The sequence below is a fragment of the Pseudonocardia sp. ICBG601 genome (assembly GCF_020496245.1).
On record NZ_JAHLJA010000148.1, the window covers coordinates 598,324 to 618,352 of the forward strand.

General features: G+C 74.4%; 18 protein-coding genes and 1 tRNA gene. 3 read left to right on the forward strand and 16 right to left on the reverse strand.

What is annotated here, in order from left to right; all coding sequences use genetic code 11:
* Window positions 1–41 precede the first annotated feature (41 nt).
* Genes KPL57_RS32010 through KPL57_RS32040 form a run of 7 tightly spaced genes read right to left on the reverse strand, consistent with a single transcriptional unit; the run spans window position 42 to window position 7,992 of the window.
* Window positions 42–437 carry a hypothetical protein gene (locus tag KPL57_RS32010; RefSeq protein WP_226354369.1) on the reverse strand — a complete coding sequence of 132 codons (396 nt, stop codon included), beginning with the start codon at window positions 435–437 and terminating at the stop codon, window positions 42–44.
* 28 nt (window positions 438–465) lie between these two features.
* On the reverse strand, window positions 466–1,491 hold the full coding sequence (locus tag KPL57_RS32015) for a C40 family peptidase (RefSeq protein ID WP_226354370.1): 1,026 nt from the start codon (window positions 1,489–1,491) through the stop codon (window positions 466–468).
* Window positions 1,488–2,084 carry a hypothetical protein gene (locus tag KPL57_RS32020; protein ID WP_062398831.1) on the reverse strand — a complete coding sequence of 199 codons (597 nt, stop codon included), beginning with the start codon at window positions 2,082–2,084 and terminating at the stop codon, window positions 1,488–1,490. Before KPL57_RS32020 ends, KPL57_RS32015 begins: the two co-directional genes overlap by 4 nt.
* On the reverse strand, window positions 2,074–3,981 hold the full coding sequence (locus KPL57_RS32025) for a hypothetical protein (RefSeq protein WP_226354371.1): 1,908 nt from the start codon (window positions 3,979–3,981) through the stop codon (window positions 2,074–2,076). The genes KPL57_RS32020 and KPL57_RS32025 overlap by 11 nt, the downstream gene beginning before the upstream one ends.
* Entirely contained in the window at window positions 3,978–7,034 is a 3,057-nt protein-coding gene (locus KPL57_RS32030) for an ATP-binding protein (RefSeq protein ID WP_226354372.1), read from the reverse strand. The genes KPL57_RS32025 and KPL57_RS32030 overlap by 4 nt, the downstream gene beginning before the upstream one ends.
* Window positions 7,021–7,710, reverse strand: a complete 690-nt coding sequence (locus KPL57_RS32035) for a hypothetical protein (RefSeq protein WP_226354373.1) — start codon at window positions 7,708–7,710, stop codon at window positions 7,021–7,023. Before KPL57_RS32035 ends, KPL57_RS32030 begins: the two co-directional genes overlap by 14 nt.
* 3 nt (window positions 7,711–7,713) lie before the next feature.
* Entirely contained in the window at window positions 7,714–7,992 is a 279-nt protein-coding gene (locus tag KPL57_RS32040) for a hypothetical protein (protein WP_020622502.1), read from the reverse strand.
* Between the two features lie 521 nt (window positions 7,993–8,513).
* Here KPL57_RS32040 and KPL57_RS32045 point away from each other — a divergent pair.
* The gene (locus tag KPL57_RS32045; RefSeq protein ID WP_226354374.1) at window positions 8,514–10,988 is read left to right on the forward strand and encodes a heterodisulfide reductase-related iron-sulfur binding cluster; all 2,475 of its coding nucleotides are present in this window, start codon (window positions 8,514–8,516) and stop codon (window positions 10,986–10,988) included.
* Window positions 10,989–11,049: 61 nt separating this feature from the next.
* On the opposite strand, the gene KPL57_RS32050 is transcribed toward KPL57_RS32045, so the two are convergent.
* From KPL57_RS32050 to KPL57_RS32060, 3 genes are read right to left on the reverse strand one after another with little or no spacing between them, the layout of a single operon-like run.
* Window positions 11,050–12,255 carry a hypothetical protein gene (locus KPL57_RS32050; RefSeq protein WP_226354375.1) on the reverse strand — a complete coding sequence of 402 codons (1,206 nt, stop codon included), beginning with the start codon at window positions 12,253–12,255 and terminating at the stop codon, window positions 11,050–11,052.
* 46 nt (window positions 12,256–12,301) lie between these two features.
* Window positions 12,302–12,886, reverse strand: a complete 585-nt coding sequence (gene dcd / locus KPL57_RS32055; protein WP_062398841.1) for a dCTP deaminase — start codon at window positions 12,884–12,886, stop codon at window positions 12,302–12,304.
* Window positions 12,887–12,912: 26 nt separating this feature from the next.
* Complete coding sequence (locus KPL57_RS32060) at window positions 12,913–14,094, reverse strand: UDP-N-acetylglucosamine 2-epimerase (protein WP_226354376.1); 1,182 nt, start codon at window positions 14,092–14,094, stop codon at window positions 12,913–12,915.
* 163 nt (window positions 14,095–14,257) lie between these two features.
* Between KPL57_RS32060 and KPL57_RS32065 the strand changes: the two genes are divergently transcribed.
* Window positions 14,258–14,331, forward strand: a tRNA-Gly gene (locus tag KPL57_RS32065).
* Window positions 14,332–14,537: 206 nt separating this feature from the next.
* On the opposite strand, the gene KPL57_RS32070 is transcribed toward KPL57_RS32065, so the two are convergent.
* From KPL57_RS32070 to KPL57_RS32085, 4 genes are read right to left on the reverse strand one after another with little or no spacing between them, the layout of a single operon-like run.
* Window positions 14,538–14,912 carry a hypothetical protein gene (locus KPL57_RS32070; protein ID WP_226354377.1) on the reverse strand — a complete coding sequence of 125 codons (375 nt, stop codon included), beginning with the start codon at window positions 14,910–14,912 and terminating at the stop codon, window positions 14,538–14,540.
* 54 nt (window positions 14,913–14,966) lie between these two features.
* Window positions 14,967–15,599, reverse strand: coding sequence for a pyridoxamine 5'-phosphate oxidase family protein (locus KPL57_RS32075; RefSeq protein WP_226354378.1), 633 nt, complete (start codon window positions 15,597–15,599; stop codon window positions 14,967–14,969).
* Between the two features lie 46 nt (window positions 15,600–15,645).
* Entirely contained in the window at window positions 15,646–16,716 is a 1,071-nt protein-coding gene (locus tag KPL57_RS32080) for a PrsW family glutamic-type intramembrane protease (RefSeq protein WP_226354379.1), read from the reverse strand.
* Entirely contained in the window at window positions 16,713–17,621 is a 909-nt protein-coding gene (locus KPL57_RS32085; protein WP_226354380.1) for a hypothetical protein, read from the reverse strand. Before KPL57_RS32085 ends, KPL57_RS32080 begins: the two co-directional genes overlap by 4 nt.
* Before the next feature lie 205 nt (window positions 17,622–17,826).
* On the opposite strand from KPL57_RS32085, the gene KPL57_RS32090 reads away from it, so the two are divergent.
* On the forward strand, window positions 17,827–18,426 hold the full coding sequence (locus tag KPL57_RS32090; RefSeq protein WP_226354381.1) for a hypothetical protein: 600 nt from the start codon (window positions 17,827–17,829) through the stop codon (window positions 18,424–18,426).
* Here KPL57_RS32090 and KPL57_RS32095 read toward each other — a convergent pair.
* Together KPL57_RS32095 and KPL57_RS32100 are read right to left on the reverse strand one after the other, a co-directional pair.
* Window positions 18,423–19,070 carry a maleylpyruvate isomerase N-terminal domain-containing protein gene (locus tag KPL57_RS32095; RefSeq protein WP_226354382.1) on the reverse strand — a complete coding sequence of 216 codons (648 nt, stop codon included), beginning with the start codon at window positions 19,068–19,070 and terminating at the stop codon, window positions 18,423–18,425. The two genes, KPL57_RS32090 and KPL57_RS32095, sit on opposite strands and share 4 nt — an antisense overlap.
* Window positions 19,067–20,020 carry a ketopantoate reductase family protein gene (locus KPL57_RS32100; RefSeq protein WP_226354383.1) on the reverse strand — a complete coding sequence of 318 codons (954 nt, stop codon included), beginning with the start codon at window positions 20,018–20,020 and terminating at the stop codon, window positions 19,067–19,069. The genes KPL57_RS32095 and KPL57_RS32100 overlap by 4 nt, the downstream gene beginning before the upstream one ends.
* Between the last annotated feature and the right edge of the window lie 9 nt (window positions 20,021–20,029).

Consider the following 20,029-nt stretch of genomic DNA (forward strand, 5'->3'; position numbering starts at 1 on the left):
GCCCGACCGACGCGAGCAGCAAGCGGCGACGCGGGGCGCGGTCAGCGCAGGACGACGGTCCCCCGCGGCACCTGCCCCGCCGACGCCGGCGGCACGGTGTCGGGCACCTCCACCCGGACGGGCAGCGATCCCGGGACGACGCGGTCGTCGGCGTCGCGGTACTCGAGGTCGCCGTCGGGACCGAGCTCGGTGACGTAGCCGTGCGTGGCGAGCTGGGCGTCGTCGAGCTCGGTCAACGGTTCGGCCCGCACCGCGGACACGGCGTACTCCGGCCAGTCGACGCCGGGGTAGGCGTCGTGCAGGTCGGTGAGCAGCCCGACGAAGACCTGCTGCCAGCGCAGCGGCATCGACTGGGCCAGTGACCGCGGCACGACGAGGTGGTCCGGGCAGGCACCGGGCGACGCGGAGTCGAGGTAGTCCGAGAGCGGGGAGCGCATGCCGCCCATGATGGCGCCTCGACCCCGCTCAGGCGGGGTTCGGCGTGGTCCCCGGCCGGGTGGCGAGCGGGACGAGATCGCCGAACTCCCACGACACCGGCTGCACGCGGACGGGGAAGTTGCGGTTGGGTGCCTCGACCATCTTGCCGTCGCCCAGGTACATCATCACGTGGTAGATCGTGGTCGGGTCCGAGGTGTCGTGGGCGTAGAAGAGGAAGTCGCCCGGCTGCATGTCCCGGACCGGCAGGTGACCGCCGGAGTTGTACTGGTCGCGCGACACCCGCGGGATCGTGACGCCGGCCGCCCGGTACGACGCCTGCAGCAGGCTGGAGCAGTCCCAGGAGTCCGGGCCGGTCGCGCCCCACACGTAGGGCTTGCCGAGCTCGCCGAGCGCGAAGCCGATCGCGGCCCCGGCGACGCCCGGCGGCAGCGCGCCCGTCGTGCCGGGGGCGCAGCCCGTCGGGTTGGCGACGTCGCCGATGTTCTCGACCAGCGACGCGGCCAGGCCCTCCCACTTGGCGTAGGCGTCGGGGAAGGCCGAGCGCTGCACGGTCTGCGCGGCCTTGGTGACCGGCATCGAGTCCCAGCCCGGCACCTCCATCAGCCGCTCGTAGAAGATCCGGCTGCTGTAGGCGGGGTCGGTGACCTGCGCGGGGGTGCCCCACCCCTGCGACGGCCGCTGCTGGAACAGCCCGAGCGAGTCCCGGTCCCCGTAGTCGATGTTGCGGAGCGTCGACTCCTGCATCGCGGTGGCCAGCGCGACCAGCCACGCCTTCGGCGGGAGCTGCATGTCCTTGGCGACCGAGATGATCGCGGCGGCGTTCTGCCTCTGCTCGTCGGACAGCGTCTCGAAGGTGGCTCCCCCGCCGCCACGGCCGACCGTCGCGGTCGAGATCCCGGTGTCGCACCAGGCCGCGTTCGACCGGCCGCCGCCGAGGTTGGGGCTGAACGCGAGGAAACCGACGGTCAGGAACAGCACCAGCGCCATCCCGATCGCGAGGAACGGCAGCAGCAGCCGCAGCGGCCGCAGCGCACGCGTCAGCGGGGTGCTCATGCCCGGTCGTAGCGGGACACCTTCCAGCCCGCCTCGGTGTCGACGACCAGGATCCGCAGGGTCAGCGTGTCGGTCGGCACGGTGACCTCGATGCTCTTCGGCGCGACCCGGGTCGGGGTCGCGGGCCCGGTGACCCGGGAGGCGGGCACGTTCGACGGATCGACGCCCGCGAGCACGCCGAGGAACTCGTCGGTCGTGTACGGCCGCAGCCCGGCGACCCACTGCTGGGAGGTCATCCCGTCGGGGTGGTTCACCCAGGCCGCCGCCCACACCCGCGCCGTCTCCAGCGCCTGCCGCGGGGCCTGCGACACGGGCAGCGCCTCGGGCGTCAGCTCGGGCACCGGCGGCAGCAGCGTCGGGGTGGGCGTCGCGGAGACGCCGGACGATCCGCTGTCCCACCGGTTGCCGCCGGAGCCGCCCCCGGCGATCAGGCCGCCGGACGCCGCCCCGCCGGAACCGCCGAGCGAGACCAGCCCGAACACGAGCCCGCCCAGGACCACCACCGTCACGGCGAGCCGGGCGGGGGAGCGCAGCGGCCACTGCCACACCGCGCGGTAGGCGCCGGCGCGGCCGCGGGAGGACCTAATCGGCACGGTCGCCGCCGGTGCGGGCCGCCCGCGGGCGGTAGATCTTGTAGACGGGCACGCCGTCGACGAGCTCCGGGGTCACCGGGGTCGGGTCGCCGGGGCGGCGGGGACCCGCGGCGTCGCGGCGGTAGATGGAGCGGTCGTCGACCTCGCCGGGGTCGACCCGCGTGGCGAACCCGGTGTCGGGCCGCCCGGACGCCCCGACCGGCAGCGCCCCGCGGCGCGGCTCGGCGATCCGGGCCGCCTGGGGGGAGGACACGTCCGGTGCCGCGCGACGACGGACCCGGGCGCCCGGTCCCGCCGCGGTCTCGGCTTCCGGTCGCGCCGCACCCGGGTCGCCGGACCCGCCGGGGCCGCCGCGCTCGGACCACCAGCGGGACTGGCGCTCGTCGGCGTCGTTCGGGCCGCGCATCCGGTTCCACACCCGCGACACCGGGCCGCCGTTGATACCGGGGACGATCCCGCCGAACTGCTCACGGGTCAGCGTCACCATCGACACGAGCCGCCGGAACGGCCGCGCGACCGCCCACAGCACGAGCGTGACCACGCCGGTGACCAGCAGCGCGAGCCACAGGTCGACGCCGGACCCGGGGGCGAACAGCGACACGACCAGCAGCGCGTGCAGCCCGGCCAGCGCCCCGACGACGAGCGTGTTCACGATCGCGGCGCCGCCGATGCGCAGGATCGCCGGGATGACGTCCGGTTTCAGCAGCGCGACGACGGCGATCGCCGGCGCCGTCACCACCATCAGCCGGATGATCAGCAGCGCGACCAGCACCAGGACCTTGGACAGCAGCTGGAACAGCGCGATGCACGCGGCCTGGATCAGCGCGAGCGTCCCGGCCCCGATCCGGCTGCCGGAGGCCCCGGTGAAGTACGGGTAGCGGTCCCCCATGCGGTCGGCGAGCGCGGCGTACTCGCCCTTCTTGCGCTCCGCCGTCTCGGACGTGTCCTGGCCCTGGTCGATCTCGTCGATGGTGAACGCCTGCGACCGCAGCAGGTCCCGGCCCAGCTCCTGGGCCTGCGGGACGTCCGGCGCGCCGAACGTGCCGCGCAGCCAGTTCTGGTAGGCGACCTGGTCGACGAGCACCGTCGGGAGGGTGTCGCGGGTGCCGAGCCCGACCTGCCCGAGGAAGCCCTCCTGCATCTGCGTGACGCCGTCGAGCAGCAGGTTGTCCGCGGCGCGGGACCAGTCGACCGGTGCGAGGTAGGCGGCGGAGCCGAGCATCAGCGCGAGGACGGCGATGCCGGTGCGCTGGGCCTGGCGGGCGAGCTCCCCGCGCATCGCCAGCAGCAGCACGATGATCGCGAACCCGAGCAGGCCGAGGCCCACCCAGGTGGTGAACACGGTCTCGTACATCGCCCGGGTCGCGGTGGTGATGACCTGGTCGAGCGGCGCGAACAGCGACCCGCCGTCGGCGATGAGGTAGTGCGCCCAGTTCACCCCACCGACGGTCAGCTTCGCCAGGTTGAAGACCTGGTTGCCCAGCCAGGTGTCGGTGGTGACCGACGGGTTCAGCACCCCCGACGTGGCGCAGCCCAGGTCGTAGTTGTGCCAGACGAGACCGGCGTAGCCGACCTCCTCGTAGACGCTGCCGGCCTCCCCGTGCAGGGCCGAGGGCCGGTCCAGCGAGCCGACCAGTCCGGTGCCGGGGCGGTCCGGTTCCGGCGGGGACTTGCAGTCCAGCGCCTGCGCCATGGCGGGCGAGCCGAGCAGCAGCGTGCCGCCGGCGATCGCGGTGACCACCAGGACCGCCGTCCGCCGGCGATGGCGGCGGGTCACCCCGGGCGTCTGCGGCGTGCGGCGGCGGGTCTTCCGCACCGACACGACGACGGCCGCGAGCAGCACGCCCAGGACGACCCAGATGCCTGCGCCGCCGGACGGGTCGAGGCCCGCCGTCACCGTCCGTCCCCGTCGGGGGGAGCGGCCGCGGGGTGGCCGTTCGTGACGGCGGACCCGTCGACCGGGCCGTCGCCGCTCGACGGGCGGGTGCCGTTCGTCGGGGCGGGCTCGTCGACCACCCAGTCGTCGTCGAGCTCGTCGAGCAGGTCGAGCTGCTCGTCGTCGTAGAGCTCCGCGCGGCCGACGGCGGCGTCGGTCGCGGCGACCGACACGACCTGCACCCCACCGGCACGGATCCCGCCGGCCAGGACCGGGTCGTCGTCGCCGGGGCCGATCCGGGTGTCGGTGCGCAGGTCGATCTCGTCGCCGTCGAGGTCGGGCAGCACCACGGGGGCCGGGGCGCGCCGTGCGGGCAGCGGGCTCGGCTCGTCGGGCGCGGTCATCTCGGGATGCCCGGGCGCGGTGATCGCCGGGCCGCCCGGCGGGCGCGGGGCGACGACGCGCGCGGCGTCGGGGTTGGTGTCGAGCGCCTCGCGGATGTGCTCCAGGTGCGGCGCCTCCAGGTCGATGCGGACCTTCTCCACACCGCCGTGGCCGTCGGCGAAGACGAACTGGCGGGGCGCGTCGTCGGGCCGGTCGTCGTGGCGGGGGCGCGGGGACAGGGTCCCGAGCATCTCCTCGTAGCCGACGTCGGTGGGCACGCGCAGCAGCCGCAGCGCCTCGGACTGGGCCTCCTCGTCGTCGGTCCGGCCGACGAACACGGCGTTGACCAGCGACGCGAAGCCCGACACCCGCAGCAGGTCGCCGGCCAGCTGGGAGGCGAACAGGGCGCGGACGTTGAACTTGCGGGAGTCGCGGGCGAGGCGGTCGATGAGCACCTTGCCGGTGGGCACCTGGGACAGGAAGTGCGTCTCGTCGAGCGCGACGCCCTTGCGCAGGTTGCGGTCGGCGTCGTAGATCGTGCGCTGGGTCAGCCAGGACGCCAGGTTCAGCAGCTCGACGCCGAGCGACTCGTTGTCGGTCCACTCCTCGCGCGGGCTGCCCGGGCGCGGCAGCGACAGTCCCTGCATCGTCAGCACGGTGAGCCGGTAGTCGCGGTCGGCCTGCCAGGGGTCGGCGCGGGTCTCGTCGGGGAACAGCAGCGCGGCCTGCGGCAGCTCGCGCCGCTCGTCGAGGAAGTCCGCGACGACGCCGGCGTGGTCCTCGCCCTCGGTCGCGTGCCGGCGCAGCGCGTCGATGACCATGCCCGGGTGCCGGTCGGGCGAGCCGCCGACCTCGCGGACCGCGCGGAGCAGCACGATCCGGGTGTGCGGCTGGCGGGCGATCTCGTAGGGCAGCAGCCCGGACAGCACGTCGAGCACCAGCCGGCGACGGGTGGCCGCGGCCAGCGAGCGCTCCCGCTTCCAGGCGCGCTCCGGGTCCTCGTCGTCGAGGAAGTGGTCCGGCCGTGGCTCGGCGACCACCCGGTACGGGTTGAGGATGCCGGGGTCGGCGCGGAGCAGGTTGATGTGCCGGGAGAACGGCGCCAGCTCCGGCAGCCGGGTCAGCTCGGCCAGCGGGCCGGACGGGTCGAGCACCGTCCAGCGGGCCCCGGCGCGCAGCGTCTTGTAGACGACCAGCCCGGTGAGGAACGACTTGCCCGAGCCCAGGCCGCCGACGATCGCGGTGAGGCCGGACGCGCGCCGGACCTCCTGGGCCAGCCACGGGTCCCATGCCACCGGGCGGCGGGTCGCGGTGCAGGTCTCGCCGAGCATGATCCCGCGGCGGTCGCCGACGCTGGCCGTCGCGGCCGGGACCGCCGCGGCCGCCCAGGTGACCGACCCGCGTCGCCGGTAGGCCGTCGCGGCCAGCGGCTCGCCGGGGATGAACTCGCGGGCGTAGCGGTACTGCGCCTCGGGGTGCTCGATCTGCACCTTGGGCCGGTACAGGTCGACGACCTGCTGGGCGCGGGTGGTGGCCTCGGCCTCGTCGCGGCCCGAGACGGCGATCCGCCACCAGCCGTAGAGGCGGGTGTTGAGCTGGGTGAGCCCGGTGGTGAGCTCGTCCTCGACCTCCAGTACCCGGTCGGCCTGCCGCGCGAGCGACATGGGCGGGTCGAGGTCGTGGTCGTGGGTGTAGTGCCGGATCTGGCTGCGCACCTTGCCCATCTGGCGCTGCAGCTCGCCGGTGACGTCCTCCGGGCGGCGCACGTAGATCCGCGCGGACCACTCCACCGGGAACGGCAGCCGGTCGGAGTGCTGCATCCACGGGTCGTCGATCTCGGGGATCCGCAGACCCTCCATCAGCCCGACGCTCAGCACCGCGACGTTGCGGGTGACGGTCTGGCTGCGCATCCGCCCGACGACCTGCACCGTCGGCGCGTACGGCTCCTGGTGCAGGTCGACACCCTCGGTGAACGCGGCGAGGTCCTCCGGCTCCCAGGTCGACACCCCGCGCGGCACCGAGGACAGCCCGCGCGGGGCGGGCAGCCCGAGGGCGACCGAGCGGTGCATCAGCCAGGCCATGTCCTCCGCGCTCGCGGGGACGGCGTCGAGGCCGGACCCGGCGACGAGCACGTCCAGGTGGTTGATCTCGGTCTCCAGCGCGGCGAGCTCGGCCTTGACCGCGGACGGCACGAGCCGGTCCAGGACGGGCGCGGCGCGCTCCACCCAGCGGTCGATCAGCCCGCGGCCGGAGACCTCGATGCCGAGGAAGACCTCCTTGTCGGCCATCGACAGGCCCATCAGGTGGCGCTGCTCGCCCTCCAGGAACCCGTCCCAGCCGAGCGCGCCGGGCACGTCGGGCATGCGGCCGATCGCGTTCTGGTCGAACGACTCCGCCCACATGTGCACGGGGTAGGGCCGGGTCGTGACGCGCAGGTGCAGCCAGCGCCCCTGCAGCTCGCCGAGCTGCGCGGCGATCTGCCGGATCAGGACCTCGCGCTGGTTGTCGCTGCGGAAGCTCCACGCCTGCGCCGCGAGCCGGTACCAGGCCATGACCTGCCCGTTGGTACGCGTGATGTGCCCGTCGATCGAGCGCAGCGCGATCGACGGGGTGTAGTCCGAACCGCCCTCGCCGGCACGGGCCCGGCCGCGCCGGGCCTTCGGCCGGGGGGTCCGCTCAGGTGCGGCCACGGTGGCCACTCCGGCGCCACGGGTCGGGACGGGTGGTGCGCGCGGGCACGCTCGCGCCGCGACCGCCGCCACCACCGCGGGCGCGGCGGAACCGGCTCCTGCGCGGGGCGCTGCCCGGCTCCGGCAGCGGCGGGACCACGCGCGCGGGTGCCGCGACCGGCGCCTCGAGCCCCGGGACCACCGAGGCGGTGGTGGCGGGCGCGTCCACGACGGCGTCCACGGTGACCGGCGGCCGCGTCCCCGCGGAGTCGATCCGGGTGCGCTGCGCGGTGGACAGCGCGGGGGTCCGGCCACCGGCCGACGGGACGCCGGGGTGGGCGCGGGTGGTGTGGACGCGGACGTGGCCCGCGCGGACCGAGCCGCCCGCGGCCCTGCGTCCGGCCCGCGGCCCGGTCACCTCGGCCCAGAACTGGCCGAGGACCTGACCGAGCGGCCGCTCGTAGTCGATCTTCTTGCCGAGCAGGCGGGTGATCGCGACGGTGCCGACGAGCGCCCAGGCCACGGAGAAGAAGTCCAGACCGATGCCGAGCCGGCGCTGGACGAACATGATCAGCATCATGACGAGGAGCCCGACGCCGTAGCTGACGTAGCGGGCGCGCCAGGGGAACGTGGCCCGCGGCGGCCCGAGCCAGACGGCGTCGACGCGGTAGACCTCGTCGTCCGTGCGAACGAGCACGGATCAGCCCGGGGTCACGAGCAGGTTGGCCAGCGCCTGTCCGATGGCCGGACCGCTGCCGGTCACGGCGATGCCCAGTGCGATCAGACCCACCAGCAGCCCGATGCTGCGCCGGGCCACGCCGGCGTTGTCACCGCGACCACCGATCCACAGCAGGATGACGGCGATCGCGAGCAGGATCAGCGGCACGATGTTGTTCGTGATCCAGTCGCGGAGGTTGACCGTGGTCAGCTGTCCGCCCTGGGCGAGTACCAGCTGGATCGCCTCGTACGAGGTCTTCACAGCTCCTCCTTGCGGCAGTCCGCTTGTCCCGGTCGCTCCCGCAGGCGAGTAGACCACGAGACCCGTCCGGGATCCTAGGGGCTGAGCCACCCGGCCCACGGGTGCGCCACGCTGCGCGATCGGGTCGACACGGTCGGACCAGCGTCGATCGGGCGTGACTCGTGTCTCCCCGACATCCCGACCCTGACCCGGGATGTCATGGTCGGCCTTGGCTACTGTTCGGTAACACGCGCGGCCGACCCCTGGTGAGGTCGGGCAACCCTCGGCCGGGCGCACTACCCTTCGCCCGACCGTCGTCGCGCCCCACCACACCAGCGCGGCGGCGAGGTCCGAGGAGGCACTGCGATGGAGAGGCCCGCCCCGTCCCGGCGGCACGGTACGCCGTGCGCCCGTGGACGCGCGCGCTCCGCCGCAGCCCCGGTGCCCCACCGGACCGGTTCATCGATTCCCGTCCCGTTCCGTCACGGCAGCACCACGCTCCGGCAGGGACCGCTGGGTGTTCTACAGGGAGGTTCCTCCAGATGACCTGGGTGCAGTACACGCTCGGCATCGTCACCGTGCTGTCGGCGATCGTCGCCGTGGCCCTCGTCGCGATGACCGTGACCCGGATGGTGAAGATCATCCGGCTCGGTGAGTCCGACCCGACGCGCAACGGCCCGTTCGGGCCGCGGTTCGCGACGATGCTCAAGGAGACCCTGGGTCACACCAGGATGCTCAAGTGGACCAAGGTCGGCATCCTCCACTGGCTGGTGATGGTCGGCTTCCTGGGTCTGATCCTGGCGCTGGCCGAGGCCTTCGTGGAGGTCTGGAGCCCCACCTTCCACCTGCCGATCATCGGCGAGTGGTCGGTCTACTCCCTCTACGTCGAGATCCTCGGCGTCGCGACCGTCGTCGGCATCGGCGCGCTGATCGTGATCCGCCAGCTGAACAACCCGCGCTCCCAGGGCAGGATGTCGCGGTTCTACGGCTCCAACATGGGCCGCGCGTACTTCGTCGAGGGCGTCGTGTTCCTCGAGGGCCTGGGCATCCTGGTCGTGCGGGCCGCGAAGATCTCGATGGGCGCGTTCGACGTGCCGGTCTGGTCCGCCCCGGTCTCCTACGCCCTGTCCGCGGTCCTGCCCGCGTCCCCGGCGCTGGTCTCGGTGTTCGCCGCGGTCAAGGTCCTGTCCGCGATGATCTGGCTGATCGTGATCGCCGCTAAGCCCACGATGGGAGTGGCCTGGCACCGGTTCACCGCGTTCCCGAACATCTACTTCAAGCGCAACGACGACGGCTACAAGGCCCTCGGCGCGACCCGGCCGATGATGTCGAACGGCAAGCCGCTGGACCTGGAGGAGGCCGACCCCGACACCGACACCTTCGGCGTCGGCAAGGTCGAGGACTTCACCTGGAAGGGCCTGCTCGACTTCACCACCTGCACCGAGTGCGGCCGCTGCCAGTCGCAGTGCCCCGCGTGGAACACCGAGAAGCCGCTGTCGCCGAAGCTGCTGGTCAACGCCCTGCGCGACCACGCCTACGAGAAGGCCCCCTACCTGCTCGCCGGCGGCAGCCGCGACATGGCGGGCGACGAGGTCGGCATCACCGGCGAGGGCGCCGAGGAGCGGCTCAAGGCCATCCCGGTCGACGCGCTGGAGGCCGCGGGCCGTCCGCTGGTCGGCGGCGAGGACGTCCTGGGCGTCATCGACCCCGACATCCTGTGGTCCTGCACCACCTGCGGCGCCTGCGTCGAGCAGTGCCCGGTCGACATCGAGCACGTCGACCACATCATCGACATGCGCCGCTACCAGGTCCTCATCGAGACCGAGTTCCCCACCGAGCTCAACTCGCTGTTCAAGAACCTGGAGAACAAGGGCAACCCCTGGGGCCAGAACGCCAAGGACCGCCTCGAGTGGACCAAGGGCCTCGACTTCGAGGTCCCGGTCGTCGAGGGCGAGCTGGACGCCGAGACCGAGTACCTGTTCTGGGTCGGCTGCGCCGGCGCGTTCGACGACGGCCAGAAGAAGACCATCCGGGCCACCGCGGAGCTGCTGCACCGCGCCGGGGTGAACTTCGCCGTCCTCGGCTCGGGCGAGACCTGCACCGGTGACCCGGCGCGCCGCTCGGGCAACGAGTTCGTGTTCCAGATGCTCGCCCAGCAGAACGTCGAGACCCTGAACACGGTCTTCGAGGGCCGCGAGACGGGCACCCGCAAGATCGTGACGACCTGCCCGCACTGCCTCAACACCCTGGGCCGGGAGTACCCCCAGCTCGACGGGCACTACGAGGTCGTGCACCACACCCAGCTGCTCAACAAGCTGGTGCGGGACAAGAAGCTGGTCCCCGTGTCCGCCCCGGCGGGCGAGGAGACCGGCCCGGTCACCTACCACGACCCCTGCTACCTCGGGCGGCACAACGAGGTCTACGAGGAGCCCCGCGCGCTGATCAACGCGACCGGTGCGGCCGGGACGACCACGCTGACCGAGATGCCGCGCCACGGCGACCGGTCGATGTGCTGCGGTGCCGGTGGCGCCCGGATGTGGATGGAGGAGCGCATCGGCAAGCGCATCAACTTCACCCGCGCCGAGGAGGCCGCCGAGACCCTCACGAAGGCCGGTGGCGGCTCGGAGCCGTCCGGCACGCTGGCGGTCGGCTGCCCGTTCTGCCGCACGATGATGACCGACGGTGTGAACCAGACCGCCGGTGAGGCCGTGCAGGTCCAGGACGTCTCGCAGATGCTGCTCGCCGCGGTGAAGCGGGGCGACGCCCCTGCCGACACCGCGCCGGAGCCGCAGCCCGAGACCGAGGGCCAGAGCGCGCCGACCACCGACGCCCCGGGGACCGCCACCCCGGCCGCCGAGGTGGCCGACGAGGCCGCGAAGCAGGACCCGACCCCGGCCGGTTCGGACGGTGCGTCGAGCACCGGGACCCCGGCGTCGTCGGGGAATGGAGCGGCGAACGGGTCGAGCAACGGGTCGTCGCCGGAGGAGGCGACACCGGAGCGCTCGAACGAGAACTGACCCACCACCGACGACGGCCGGGTACCCCGCAGGGGGTGCCCGGCCGTCGTCGTGTGCGGGGTCAGCAGGGGGTGAAGGAGCTGACCTGGAACGTCGTCGTGGTGGTGCGGGTAAGGACGACGCGGCCGAGCTGCGGTGCGGCCGCGCCCCACGCCGAGCCGCAGGCGTCGACGGCGGTGGTGGCGCCGACCGCCACCTCCGGGTCCGGACGCCGGTCCGGGACGGTGACCTGTGCCCCGGCGGGCATCCGCCCGTGCAGGACGGCGACGGCGTCCTCGCAGCCCGCCGCACCCGTCGCGGCGCGGAGCTGGTCGAGCGCGGCGGGCTGGACGAGGCGGCAGACCCGGGCCGGGTTCGGCGAGGCGACCCCGGTGTCCAGCGAGACGAGCGCGAGCTGCGGGCGGGCGACGCCGAGGTCGGTACGGAACTGTGCGCCGGCCTGCGCGTCGACACGGGCCTGGTCCTGCCGGATCTCGGCCGAGCGGAACGAGTAGCCGACCCCGGACACCACCAGCAGCACCACGCCGGCGGCGAGCACCGTCCAGCGCGGCAGCAGCAGCGCCCCGGCGACGATCACCCCCACCGACAGGGCCAGTGCCCACGCCCACGGGTTCTCCCGCGTCCCGTTCACCAGGGCAGCGACGAGCACGACCCCGGCGACGTGCGGTGCCCACCCCTGCAGCAGCCGGTCCAGCCGCAGCAGGGCCAGCAGCACCAGGGTGCCGAACCCGAGGCCGACCGGGACCCACCAGCGGCCCGGGTCGTCGAGGAAGGGCAGCAGCAGGACCGCGGCGCCCGCGAGACCGAGCGCGGTGGCGCCGCGGACGGTGCGGGGGCGCAGGCGGCGCCACGGGGCCCAGGGGTCCCGGTCCTCCGTCCCGCGGTCCGCCGGTGGCGGGTCCGCGGGGGCGGGTGCGGGCCGGCGGGTGAGGGCGCGCGAACCGGGATCGGGCTCCGGCTCCGGGGGCGCCACGGGGGACACGACGAGCTCGGTGCCGGGGGGTGGTGGGGTGTCGGTCCCGGAGCGGGCCGGGCTCTCACCGGTCGTGCTCTCCCCGGCGGCCCTCTCACCGGCGGCGCCACGCCCGGCCGTGTCGAGTCCGGCTGTGTCGGGTCCGGGCGTGTCGGCGCGGGCGGCGGCGCCGGTCGCGTCGGGTCCGGCGTCGTCCTGCCGGGGCGGACTGGCGCGGCGGACGCCGCGGTCGGGCCGGCCGCTCCGGCGGCGGCCGGTGGCCCACGGGTCCGGGGAGCTGCGGTCGGCGTCCATCACCGCCCAGGGTAGCGACGCCGTCACCCCCGGCGGGGCGACGAGCTCAGGCCCGCCGGGTGTCGGTGCGGTGGAAGTTGCGGAACGCGCGCGACGGCGTCGGACCCCGCTGCCCCTGGTAGCGCGACCCCACGCCCTCGGTGCCGTAGGGCCGTTCGGCCGGGCTGGACAGCCGGAACAGGCACAGCTGCCCGATCTTCATCCCGGGCCACAGCGTGATCGGCAGGTTCGCCACGTTGGACAGCTCGAGGGTGATGTGGCCGGTGAAGCCCGGGTCGATGAACCCGGCGGTGGAGTGGGTCAGCAGACCCAGACGGCCGAGCGAGCTCTTGCCCTCCAGCCGTCCGGCCAGGTCGTCGGGCAACCCGACGCGCTCGAACGTGGAGCCCAGCACGAACTCGCCGGGGTGCAGCACGAACGACTCGCCGTCCGGCGTCTCCACCGGGGTCGTCAGCTCGTCCTGCTGCTGGGCGGGGTCGATGTGGGTGTAGCGCGAGTTCTGGAAGACGCGGAAGTACCGGTCCAGCCGGACGTCGACACTGGACGGCTGGAGCATCTCGACGTCCCACGGGTCGAGCACGAGCCGGCCGGACTCGATGTCCTTGCGCAGGTCACCGTCGGAGAGCAGCACGCCGACACCCTATCCAGGGCCCGCGGTCACGCCTCGGAGGACTCCTCGGAGTCCGACTCCACCTCGCCCGGGCTGTGCCGGCCACCGCCGACGAGGTCGTCGGGCAGCTGCGGCGAGCGGGTCAGCCCGAACATCCAGGCGACGGCCTGCTCGGCGCGGGCGGCCTCGAAACCGTCCGACGCGGCGGCGCGGCGCCCGTGGTCGCCGTCGAGCACCTGCGCGACGGCGGCGGCCGCGTCGTGCGCGGCGATGCTGCGGATCGAGTCGCCGGGCTGCGGCACGTTCGGCCCGTCGACCAGGACCGCGAGGGTGCCGAGACCGGGTGCGTCGACGACGAGCTCGTGGTCGTCGCTCACCAGGACGGTCGCCGCGGTGAGCACGGCCAGCTGGTCGGGCAGCGCCGGCTCGGCCACGACCGTCACCCGCGGGTGGGTCCCGAGCGACTGTGCCGTCTCCCCGGCGGCGAGCGCGCCGAACAGCACGATCTCGATCCGCGGGTACCGCTCCAGCAGGTCCGCGATCCCGCGCAGCACCGGCGACGACGAGGCCCTCGCCAGGTCGACGACGATCAGCCTGCGGTGCTGGTCGTGCATCCGCTCCAGCGCGTCGACACAGCCCTGGTGCTGCGGACCGGGCAGTGAGTTGATCGTGTCGCCGATCGTCAGCACGTTCGGGCCGAGCGGGCTGCCCAGCGCGGACCCGCTCGTGGTGAGGAACAGCGACGCGAGCTGGCCGATGACCCGCCGGTGCGCCTCCTGCGGGAACGGGCACAGCAGGTCGTCGGTACCCATCCCGGCCTGCATGTGCACGATCGGGATCCGTCGCCAGAACGCGACCGTCGCCGCGACCTCGGCCGCCAGCCCACCGCCGTGCACCAGCACCGCGGACGGGTCCTGGTCGACGAGCAGCTGGTCGAGCCGGGTGAACAGCGCCGCGGCGACGTCGGCCATGCCGGGCCCGGTCTCCAGCGGCAGCAGGATCGTGATGTCGGTGGGGACACCGAGGGCCTCGAACGCCTCGTGGACGGCCATCGGGTCCGGCCCGGTGGCGACGGTGATCCCGCGGATGCGGTCCGCCGCCGCGACGGCCCCGGCGACCGGGGCGAGCCGGGCGACCTCGGGACGGCTGCCGGCGATGAGCAGGACGTCGTGCTCGTGGTCCGGGGGGAACCCGGACACGTCGCCCGACGTCGGGTCGAACACCGTCATCGCAGTCGCCTTCCGGCCGAGGTCTGACCGACGGTGACGAGTGTGCGCGGAGCGGGCGGCCGGGTCGAGACACGCGCGCCCGGTGGTCGGATCGTGCGACGACCGGGCAGGGGAGGTCCGTGACAGGTACGCGGATCGTGGTGCTAGGGTGATCTCACGCCATGCGGATGTAGTTCAATGGTAGAACATCAGCTTCCCAAGCTGAATACGCGGGTTCGATTCCCGTCATCCGCTCCACACACGAAGGCCCAGGTCGGCGGCAGGTTTCCCGCCGAGCCTGGGCCTTCGTCGTTCCCGGGGAACGGTGCCTCGCGCCATTCCCGTGCGACGCCGGCCCGCGACCAGTGGCGCATGGCGGTCGCCGTGCGGCCTCATGATCACCGGTTGTGGAGCGCAGAGGGCCGTGGAGTGCACTCCGGACTCCACAACCGGTGATCATGGAGTCAGAGCGCGGGCGGCACGTCCCGGCGGGCGACCCACCAGGTCGCGACCCCGGCCCCGGTGAGCAGTGGGACGAGCACCAGCACCGCGGGACCGGCGAACACCGCGACCACGCCCAGCGCGATCGCCGCGGTCCCCGCCCCGAGGCCGCTGGCCACGGCCAGCGCCGTCGCCCGCTCGCCGACCGGCTCCCCGGCCACCCAGGACAGCGTGCGGGCCACCCCGGCGACGACCACCGCCAGCACGATCCCCACGACCACCGCGGCCGGCGGCAGCGCGGCACCCGCCGCGAGCACGACCGGGATCGCGAGCGCGGTGAGGACGGCGGACAGCAGGGCGCGCAGGGATCGCCGCAGCGGCGGGACGGGGGGTGTCACGTCTCCCGATTGTGCAGGGTCTGACCTGCGGTTTCGATGTAACCTGCGCGACCCTCAGTAGAGCCGGGCCGCGTAGCCGGCACCGTAGTACTCCTCGATCTTCTCCAGTGGCTCGTCGGGACGGGCGAGCCGCTTGGCGAGCTGCGCGGTGGAGGGCAGCGCGCCCGGCGCGGGCCAGCTCGTCGTCGCCCACAGCTCGGAGCGCAGGAACGCCTTGGGGCAGTGGAAGTAGACCTGGTCGATCGCGACCTCGCAGGCGAGCAGCGGCCGGCGGCCCTTCACGACGAGCTCGTCGAAGTACGGCGCATCCCGGACGAGCCGGGCCCGGCCGTTGATGCGCAGCGTGTCGTTGCGCCCCGGCACCAGCAGGATCACGCCGACGTGCGGGTTCTCCAGGACGTTGCGCCAGCCGTCGACGCGGCCGTTGCCGGGACGCTCGGGGATCGCGACCGTGCGGTCGTCGACGACGTGCACGAACCCGGCCGGGTCACCCTTCGGCGAGACGTCGCAGGTGCCGTCGCGGCCCGACGTCGCCAGGAGCAGGAACCGGGACGCCGCCAGCCAGGCGCGGTGCACGTCCACGAGGTGGTCGCGTTCCTTCGCCAGCGCGGGCGCGATGGGCTGCCCGGTGATCTCCTGCAGCTCGGCGAGGGTACGGATCTCGGTGCCGTGCGCGTCGGAGGTCATGGGCCAACGGTAGGCGCGCACGCGGGCGGGGCCGAGTGGATTCCGGTCACGGGCGTCCGACGACGGGCAGCCGGGTCGTCGGGAGGTCGGGGACCCGGCCGGACGGGGCCGACGGCGGCGGGGTGCCGGGTCGGATCGGCGGCGACCACGGAGCAGGGGCCGGGCGGGCCGAATCGGCGACCGGGGACGGCGGGTGCCCCGCGGGCCACGGAGCCGCGACCGGGGACGGCGGGTGCCCGACGGCCCACGGGGTCCCGGTCGTGACCCGCGGCGGCATGGCCGCGACCAGCCCGATCCGGGCGTAGCCGAGGAACAGCAGCGCACTGAGCCCCTCCACCGCCGCCCAGGCGACGCCGTACTCCCCGGCGACCCGGTTGTTCAGCCCGTGCAGCAGCGCGGGGAGCCCGATCCCGAGACCGGCCAGGGCGAGCCACGGTCCGGCGTCGCGGTAGCGCGACGCGAGCCCGAGGAAGTAGGCGGACAGCCCCGCCCAGCAGGCGTGGACGATCGGGCCGGTCAGCAGGCGCCACGCGAGCGTCAGCCCCGACCGCGCGTCGTCGATGACCATGTAGTCGTTCGCGTACTTGACGGCCTCGACGGCGCCGAACACCAGGCCGCAGGTCGCGCCCAGGAACAGGAAGTCCCGCGGCGAGAGCGAGTGCCACGCCCGTCGGTGGACGAGGGCGAGCGCCGCGACCGGCAGCAGCTTCGCGAGCTCCTCCGGCACGGCCACGGTCACGATCCCGGCGAGCAGGGTGTCGGTGTCGGCCGCCAAGGCGCGTTCGAGGGCCATCGCGACCGGAGCCTCGACGACCAGCGCGATCCCGGCGACGAGCGCGAGCACCGGGCCCGTCACCCCGCCCGGCGCCACGACCTTCCACAGCACCAGGAACCAGGCCGCGGCGAAGTAGAACGCGAAGACGATCGACGGCAGCAGGATGTCGTCGGAGCCGGACGTCGGCAGCGTCGTCGCCAGCGGCGGCACCGCGATCAGCGCCACGAACACCCACGTCGTCCACGACCGGAACCACGGGTGCCGGGTCCACGCCCGCCACGGGAACAGCACGGACACGTCCGGCAGCGGCGTCCGCCGACGCGGCCCGTACGGCGCGCTCACCGGTGCACCGTCGATCCCTGCGGGCCGTCGCTCCAGGAGATCTTCTTGGCGAAGCAGTCGTCGGAGCCGAAGCCCTGGGCGTCGCACCAGGCGTTCGCACCGGCCGCGGTGGTGAAGGGCTGGGCGACGACCACGACCCAGTAGTCGCTGTTGCGGAAGACCGGCCAGTCGCCGGACCAGAGCAGCGCGGCGCCCGGGTACTGCGCGGCGAGGCCGCGGTAGTGGTCGAGGATGCCCTGCTCGTCGTAGGTGATGCCGCCGTCGCTGGTGCCGGCGCGCTTGGAGGACAGCTGCGGGACCCAGTAGCCGGCCGTCGCGGCCACGCGCGGGCTGTCGGCGGCGGCCTGCTCGGTGAGCGACGTCGTCGGCGAGGGGCTGTAGCCCGGCACGTAGGTGGTCGGCGGGATCACGACCGGCGCCGCAGCCGGGGCGACCACCACCGGCACCGGCGCGGCCGCCGGGGTCACGGTGGGCGCGGTGCCGGGGAGCAGGTCGGGTCGCAGGACGAGCAGCGCCGCCCCCGCCAGCAGCAGCGTCACCAGCACCAGCGACGCGACGACCCACGGCGTCCGCGACGGGGCGGGCGCCACCGGGCCCCATCCGGCCGGGGCGTCCCAGCCCGGCGCGTAGCCGGTCGGCTGCGGGCCGGCCCAGGCCGACGGGGCCGGCGCCGGCACGGCGGGGCGGTACCGGTCGGCGGGGCTGCACCGGTCGGTGGGGCGGTACTGCGCCGTCGACGGGTGCTGCACGGCGGTCCGTCCCTGCGGCATCGGGGCCCCGGCGCCGACCGGCACCGCCCCGGTCCGCGGCCGGGGGACGACGGCCTGCGCCCGCGGCCGTCCGCACCCCACGCAGAAGTGCAGCGAGCCCAGCAGCTCCGCCCCGCACCGGCACCGCTCCACCATGACGACCCTCCCCGACGACGGCGGCCGGACCAGTCCGGCCGTGTTGCCTGCCCATCGCACGCACCACCCTGTCGTTATCGGTGGCCCTGCTCCGGACGGCGTACTTCATCTCTTGTGATGACGGGGCGAAACGGAGCAGCTCACCGGCCCGACAGGAGGGCGTCGCGGGCGCACCGGGTGCCCGCCGTCGGGGGGACGTGGGGACATGACCAGCACCGTCGAGCGGGGAAGCACCGGGCCGGAGCAGCCGTGGTGGGGTGGGCCGCTACCGCGCGTGCCGCAGCCGCCGCCGGCGTGGGCGGGACCGGTCGCGCCGGACGTCCCCGCCGGGCTCGGCCCGGTGCCCCCGGGACGACCCGTGACGGGGACCGGGCCACGCCGGGGCTGGGTCGTGCTGGGCGTCGTCGGGGCGCTGCTGGGTGTGGCGATGCTCGGTGCGGCCGCGGGGGCGCACCGCACCATGGACGTGACCGGTGCCGTGACCCTGACCAGCACCTACGCGACCCTGCCGCCGCACAGCGCGTGCAACGGGGCCGGGCTCTACAGCTGGCTCGACAGCGGTACACCCGTGACGATCACCGATGCGAACGGCGAGATCGTCGGCGCGGGCGTCCTCGGCGACGGGACGTCCGGCGCGGGGACGAGCTGGTCGGGCTACTCCTCGACGTGCACGTTCTCGTTCTCGATCGACGACGTCGCCGCCCGGGACGACTTCTACCGGATCGCCGTGGGCAGCGGCGCGACCGGCGGCGTGCCGTTCTCCCGCGCGCAGCTGCAGGACGGGCCCGTCAGCATCACCTACTAGCCCAGGACGGGCGTCATCCCCGGCTCCCGCCCGGTGGCGGCGAGCGCGAGGGCGGTGTCGTCCCCCCACCCCGCGACGACGTCGGGACCGGCCAGCCGGGTCACCGTCTCCCGCACCACCGCGAGCCCCGACGCGGGCGGGGCCGGTGCGTCCGGCAGCGCGACGGTCATGTCCAGGTGGTGCACCACGACCTCGACGACCCAGGTGCCGACGAAGTCCCCGACGTCGAGGACGTGTCCCTGGAACTCCAGCCGGTACGGCGCGTCCAGGTCCGCGACGAGCCGGCGCAGGCCACGCAGCGTCATCGCGACGTGGACGATCTGCCCGGTCGGGCGGGCGTATGCGGCCGCGACGGCGCGGGCGAAGCGCTCGTGCGCCCAGCCCGGCGCCCCGGACCCGGGCGGCGTCGCGGTCCAGTAGGTCGCGAGGTCGACGTCGGCGGGGCGGTCGGTGCGGGCGGGGAACCCGGCGAGCATCTCGACCAGACCCAGGTGCAGGTGCGCGAGGACGTCCGCGGCGAGCCAGCCGTGGCAGCGGCTGCGGGCGTGCAGGCCGGTGTCGTCGACGTGGTCGAGCAACGCCGACAGCCCGTCGAGCGCGTCGAGGAACGCCCGGCGCGCCACGTCGAGCGGGTAGGCCGTCACAGCAGGTCCGCACCGGACCGCGACGCCGGCCGCTCCCCGGCCGCGGCCATCTCCTCGGCCACCCGCATCAGCTCGGTGTTGACCGGGGTCGCGATCCGGTGCGCCGCGCCCAGGGCCACGATCTCGCCGTTGAGGTAGCGGGCCTCGATGGAGCCGGTCCCGCGCTGCAGGCTCTGCCACGATGACGAGCCCCGCCGCGTCGCGCCCGCGACCGGCCGCTCGGTGATGGTGCCCTCCCGGCGGACGCGGTCGTCGTCGCCGGTCCGGGCGGTGATCCCGGCCGCGTCCAGGACGGCGCGGCCCTCCGCGGTCACGGCCTCGACGAGGCGGGGCGCGTCGGGGTCGTCGAGCCCGCAGACCGCGTCGACGGCGTTGGCCAGGTTCGTGAGCAGCTTGCCGTACTTCGCGGCCATCACGTCCGGGTCGGCGCGGGAGGAGAACCCGGCCGCGGTGAGGTCGGCGACGATCGCCTCGGTGGTGGCGTCGACACCAGAGGGGAACCGGCCGACGTCGAGCACGCCCGGGACCGGTGACGACGACGCGGCGACCACCCCCGGCTCGTAGTGCTCGGCGGGCAGGATCACCAGCATCGCCTGCACCCGGTCGGTGCGGCGCGCGGCGAGCCGCTCGTTGGCGACGCCGTTCTGCGCGCACACCACGGTGATCCCGGGGGCCGCCTTGAGCAGCGCGGCCAGCGGCGGCGGGGTGTCCTGCGACTTGACGGCGAGGATCGCGACGTCGTCGGGGGTGGGTCGGGCCTCCCCGACCGTGCCCACGGCCTCCACCGGATGGGTGGTCGACCCGTCCGGGGTGTCCAGGCGCAGCCCGCGCTCGCGGATCACGTCGAGGTGCGCGCCCCGGGCGACGACCACGACCTCCCGCCCCGCCGCGTGCAGCCGCGCCGCGATCGTCCCGCCGACGGCCCCTGCCCCGATCACCACATAGCGCACGACGACGAT

Coding starts and splice junctions, on each gene's coding strand:
- KPL57_RS32010 (WP_226354369.1), bottom strand. CDS start 437: ATGCGCTCCCCGCTCTCGGACTACCTCGACTCCGCGTCGCCCGGTGCC.
- KPL57_RS32015 (WP_226354370.1), bottom strand. CDS start 1,491: ATGAGCACCCCGCTGACGCGTGCGCTGCGGCCGCTGCGGCTGCTGCTG.
- KPL57_RS32045 (WP_226354374.1), top strand. CDS start 8,514: ATGACCTGGGTGCAGTACACGCTCGGCATCGTCACCGTGCTGTCGGCG.
- KPL57_RS32050 (WP_226354375.1), bottom strand. CDS start 12,255: ATGGACGCCGACCGCAGCTCCCCGGACCCGTGGGCCACCGGCCGCCGC.
- KPL57_RS32060 (WP_226354376.1), bottom strand. CDS start 14,094: ATGACGGTGTTCGACCCGACGTCGGGCGACGTGTCCGGGTTCCCCCCG.
- KPL57_RS32075 (WP_226354378.1), bottom strand. CDS start 15,599: ATGACCTCCGACGCGCACGGCACCGAGATCCGTACCCTCGCCGAGCTG.
- KPL57_RS32085 (WP_226354380.1), bottom strand. CDS start 17,621: ATGGTGGAGCGGTGCCGGTGCGGGGCGGAGCTGCTGGGCTCGCTGCAC.
- KPL57_RS32090 (WP_226354381.1), top strand. CDS start 17,827: ATGACCAGCACCGTCGAGCGGGGAAGCACCGGGCCGGAGCAGCCGTGG.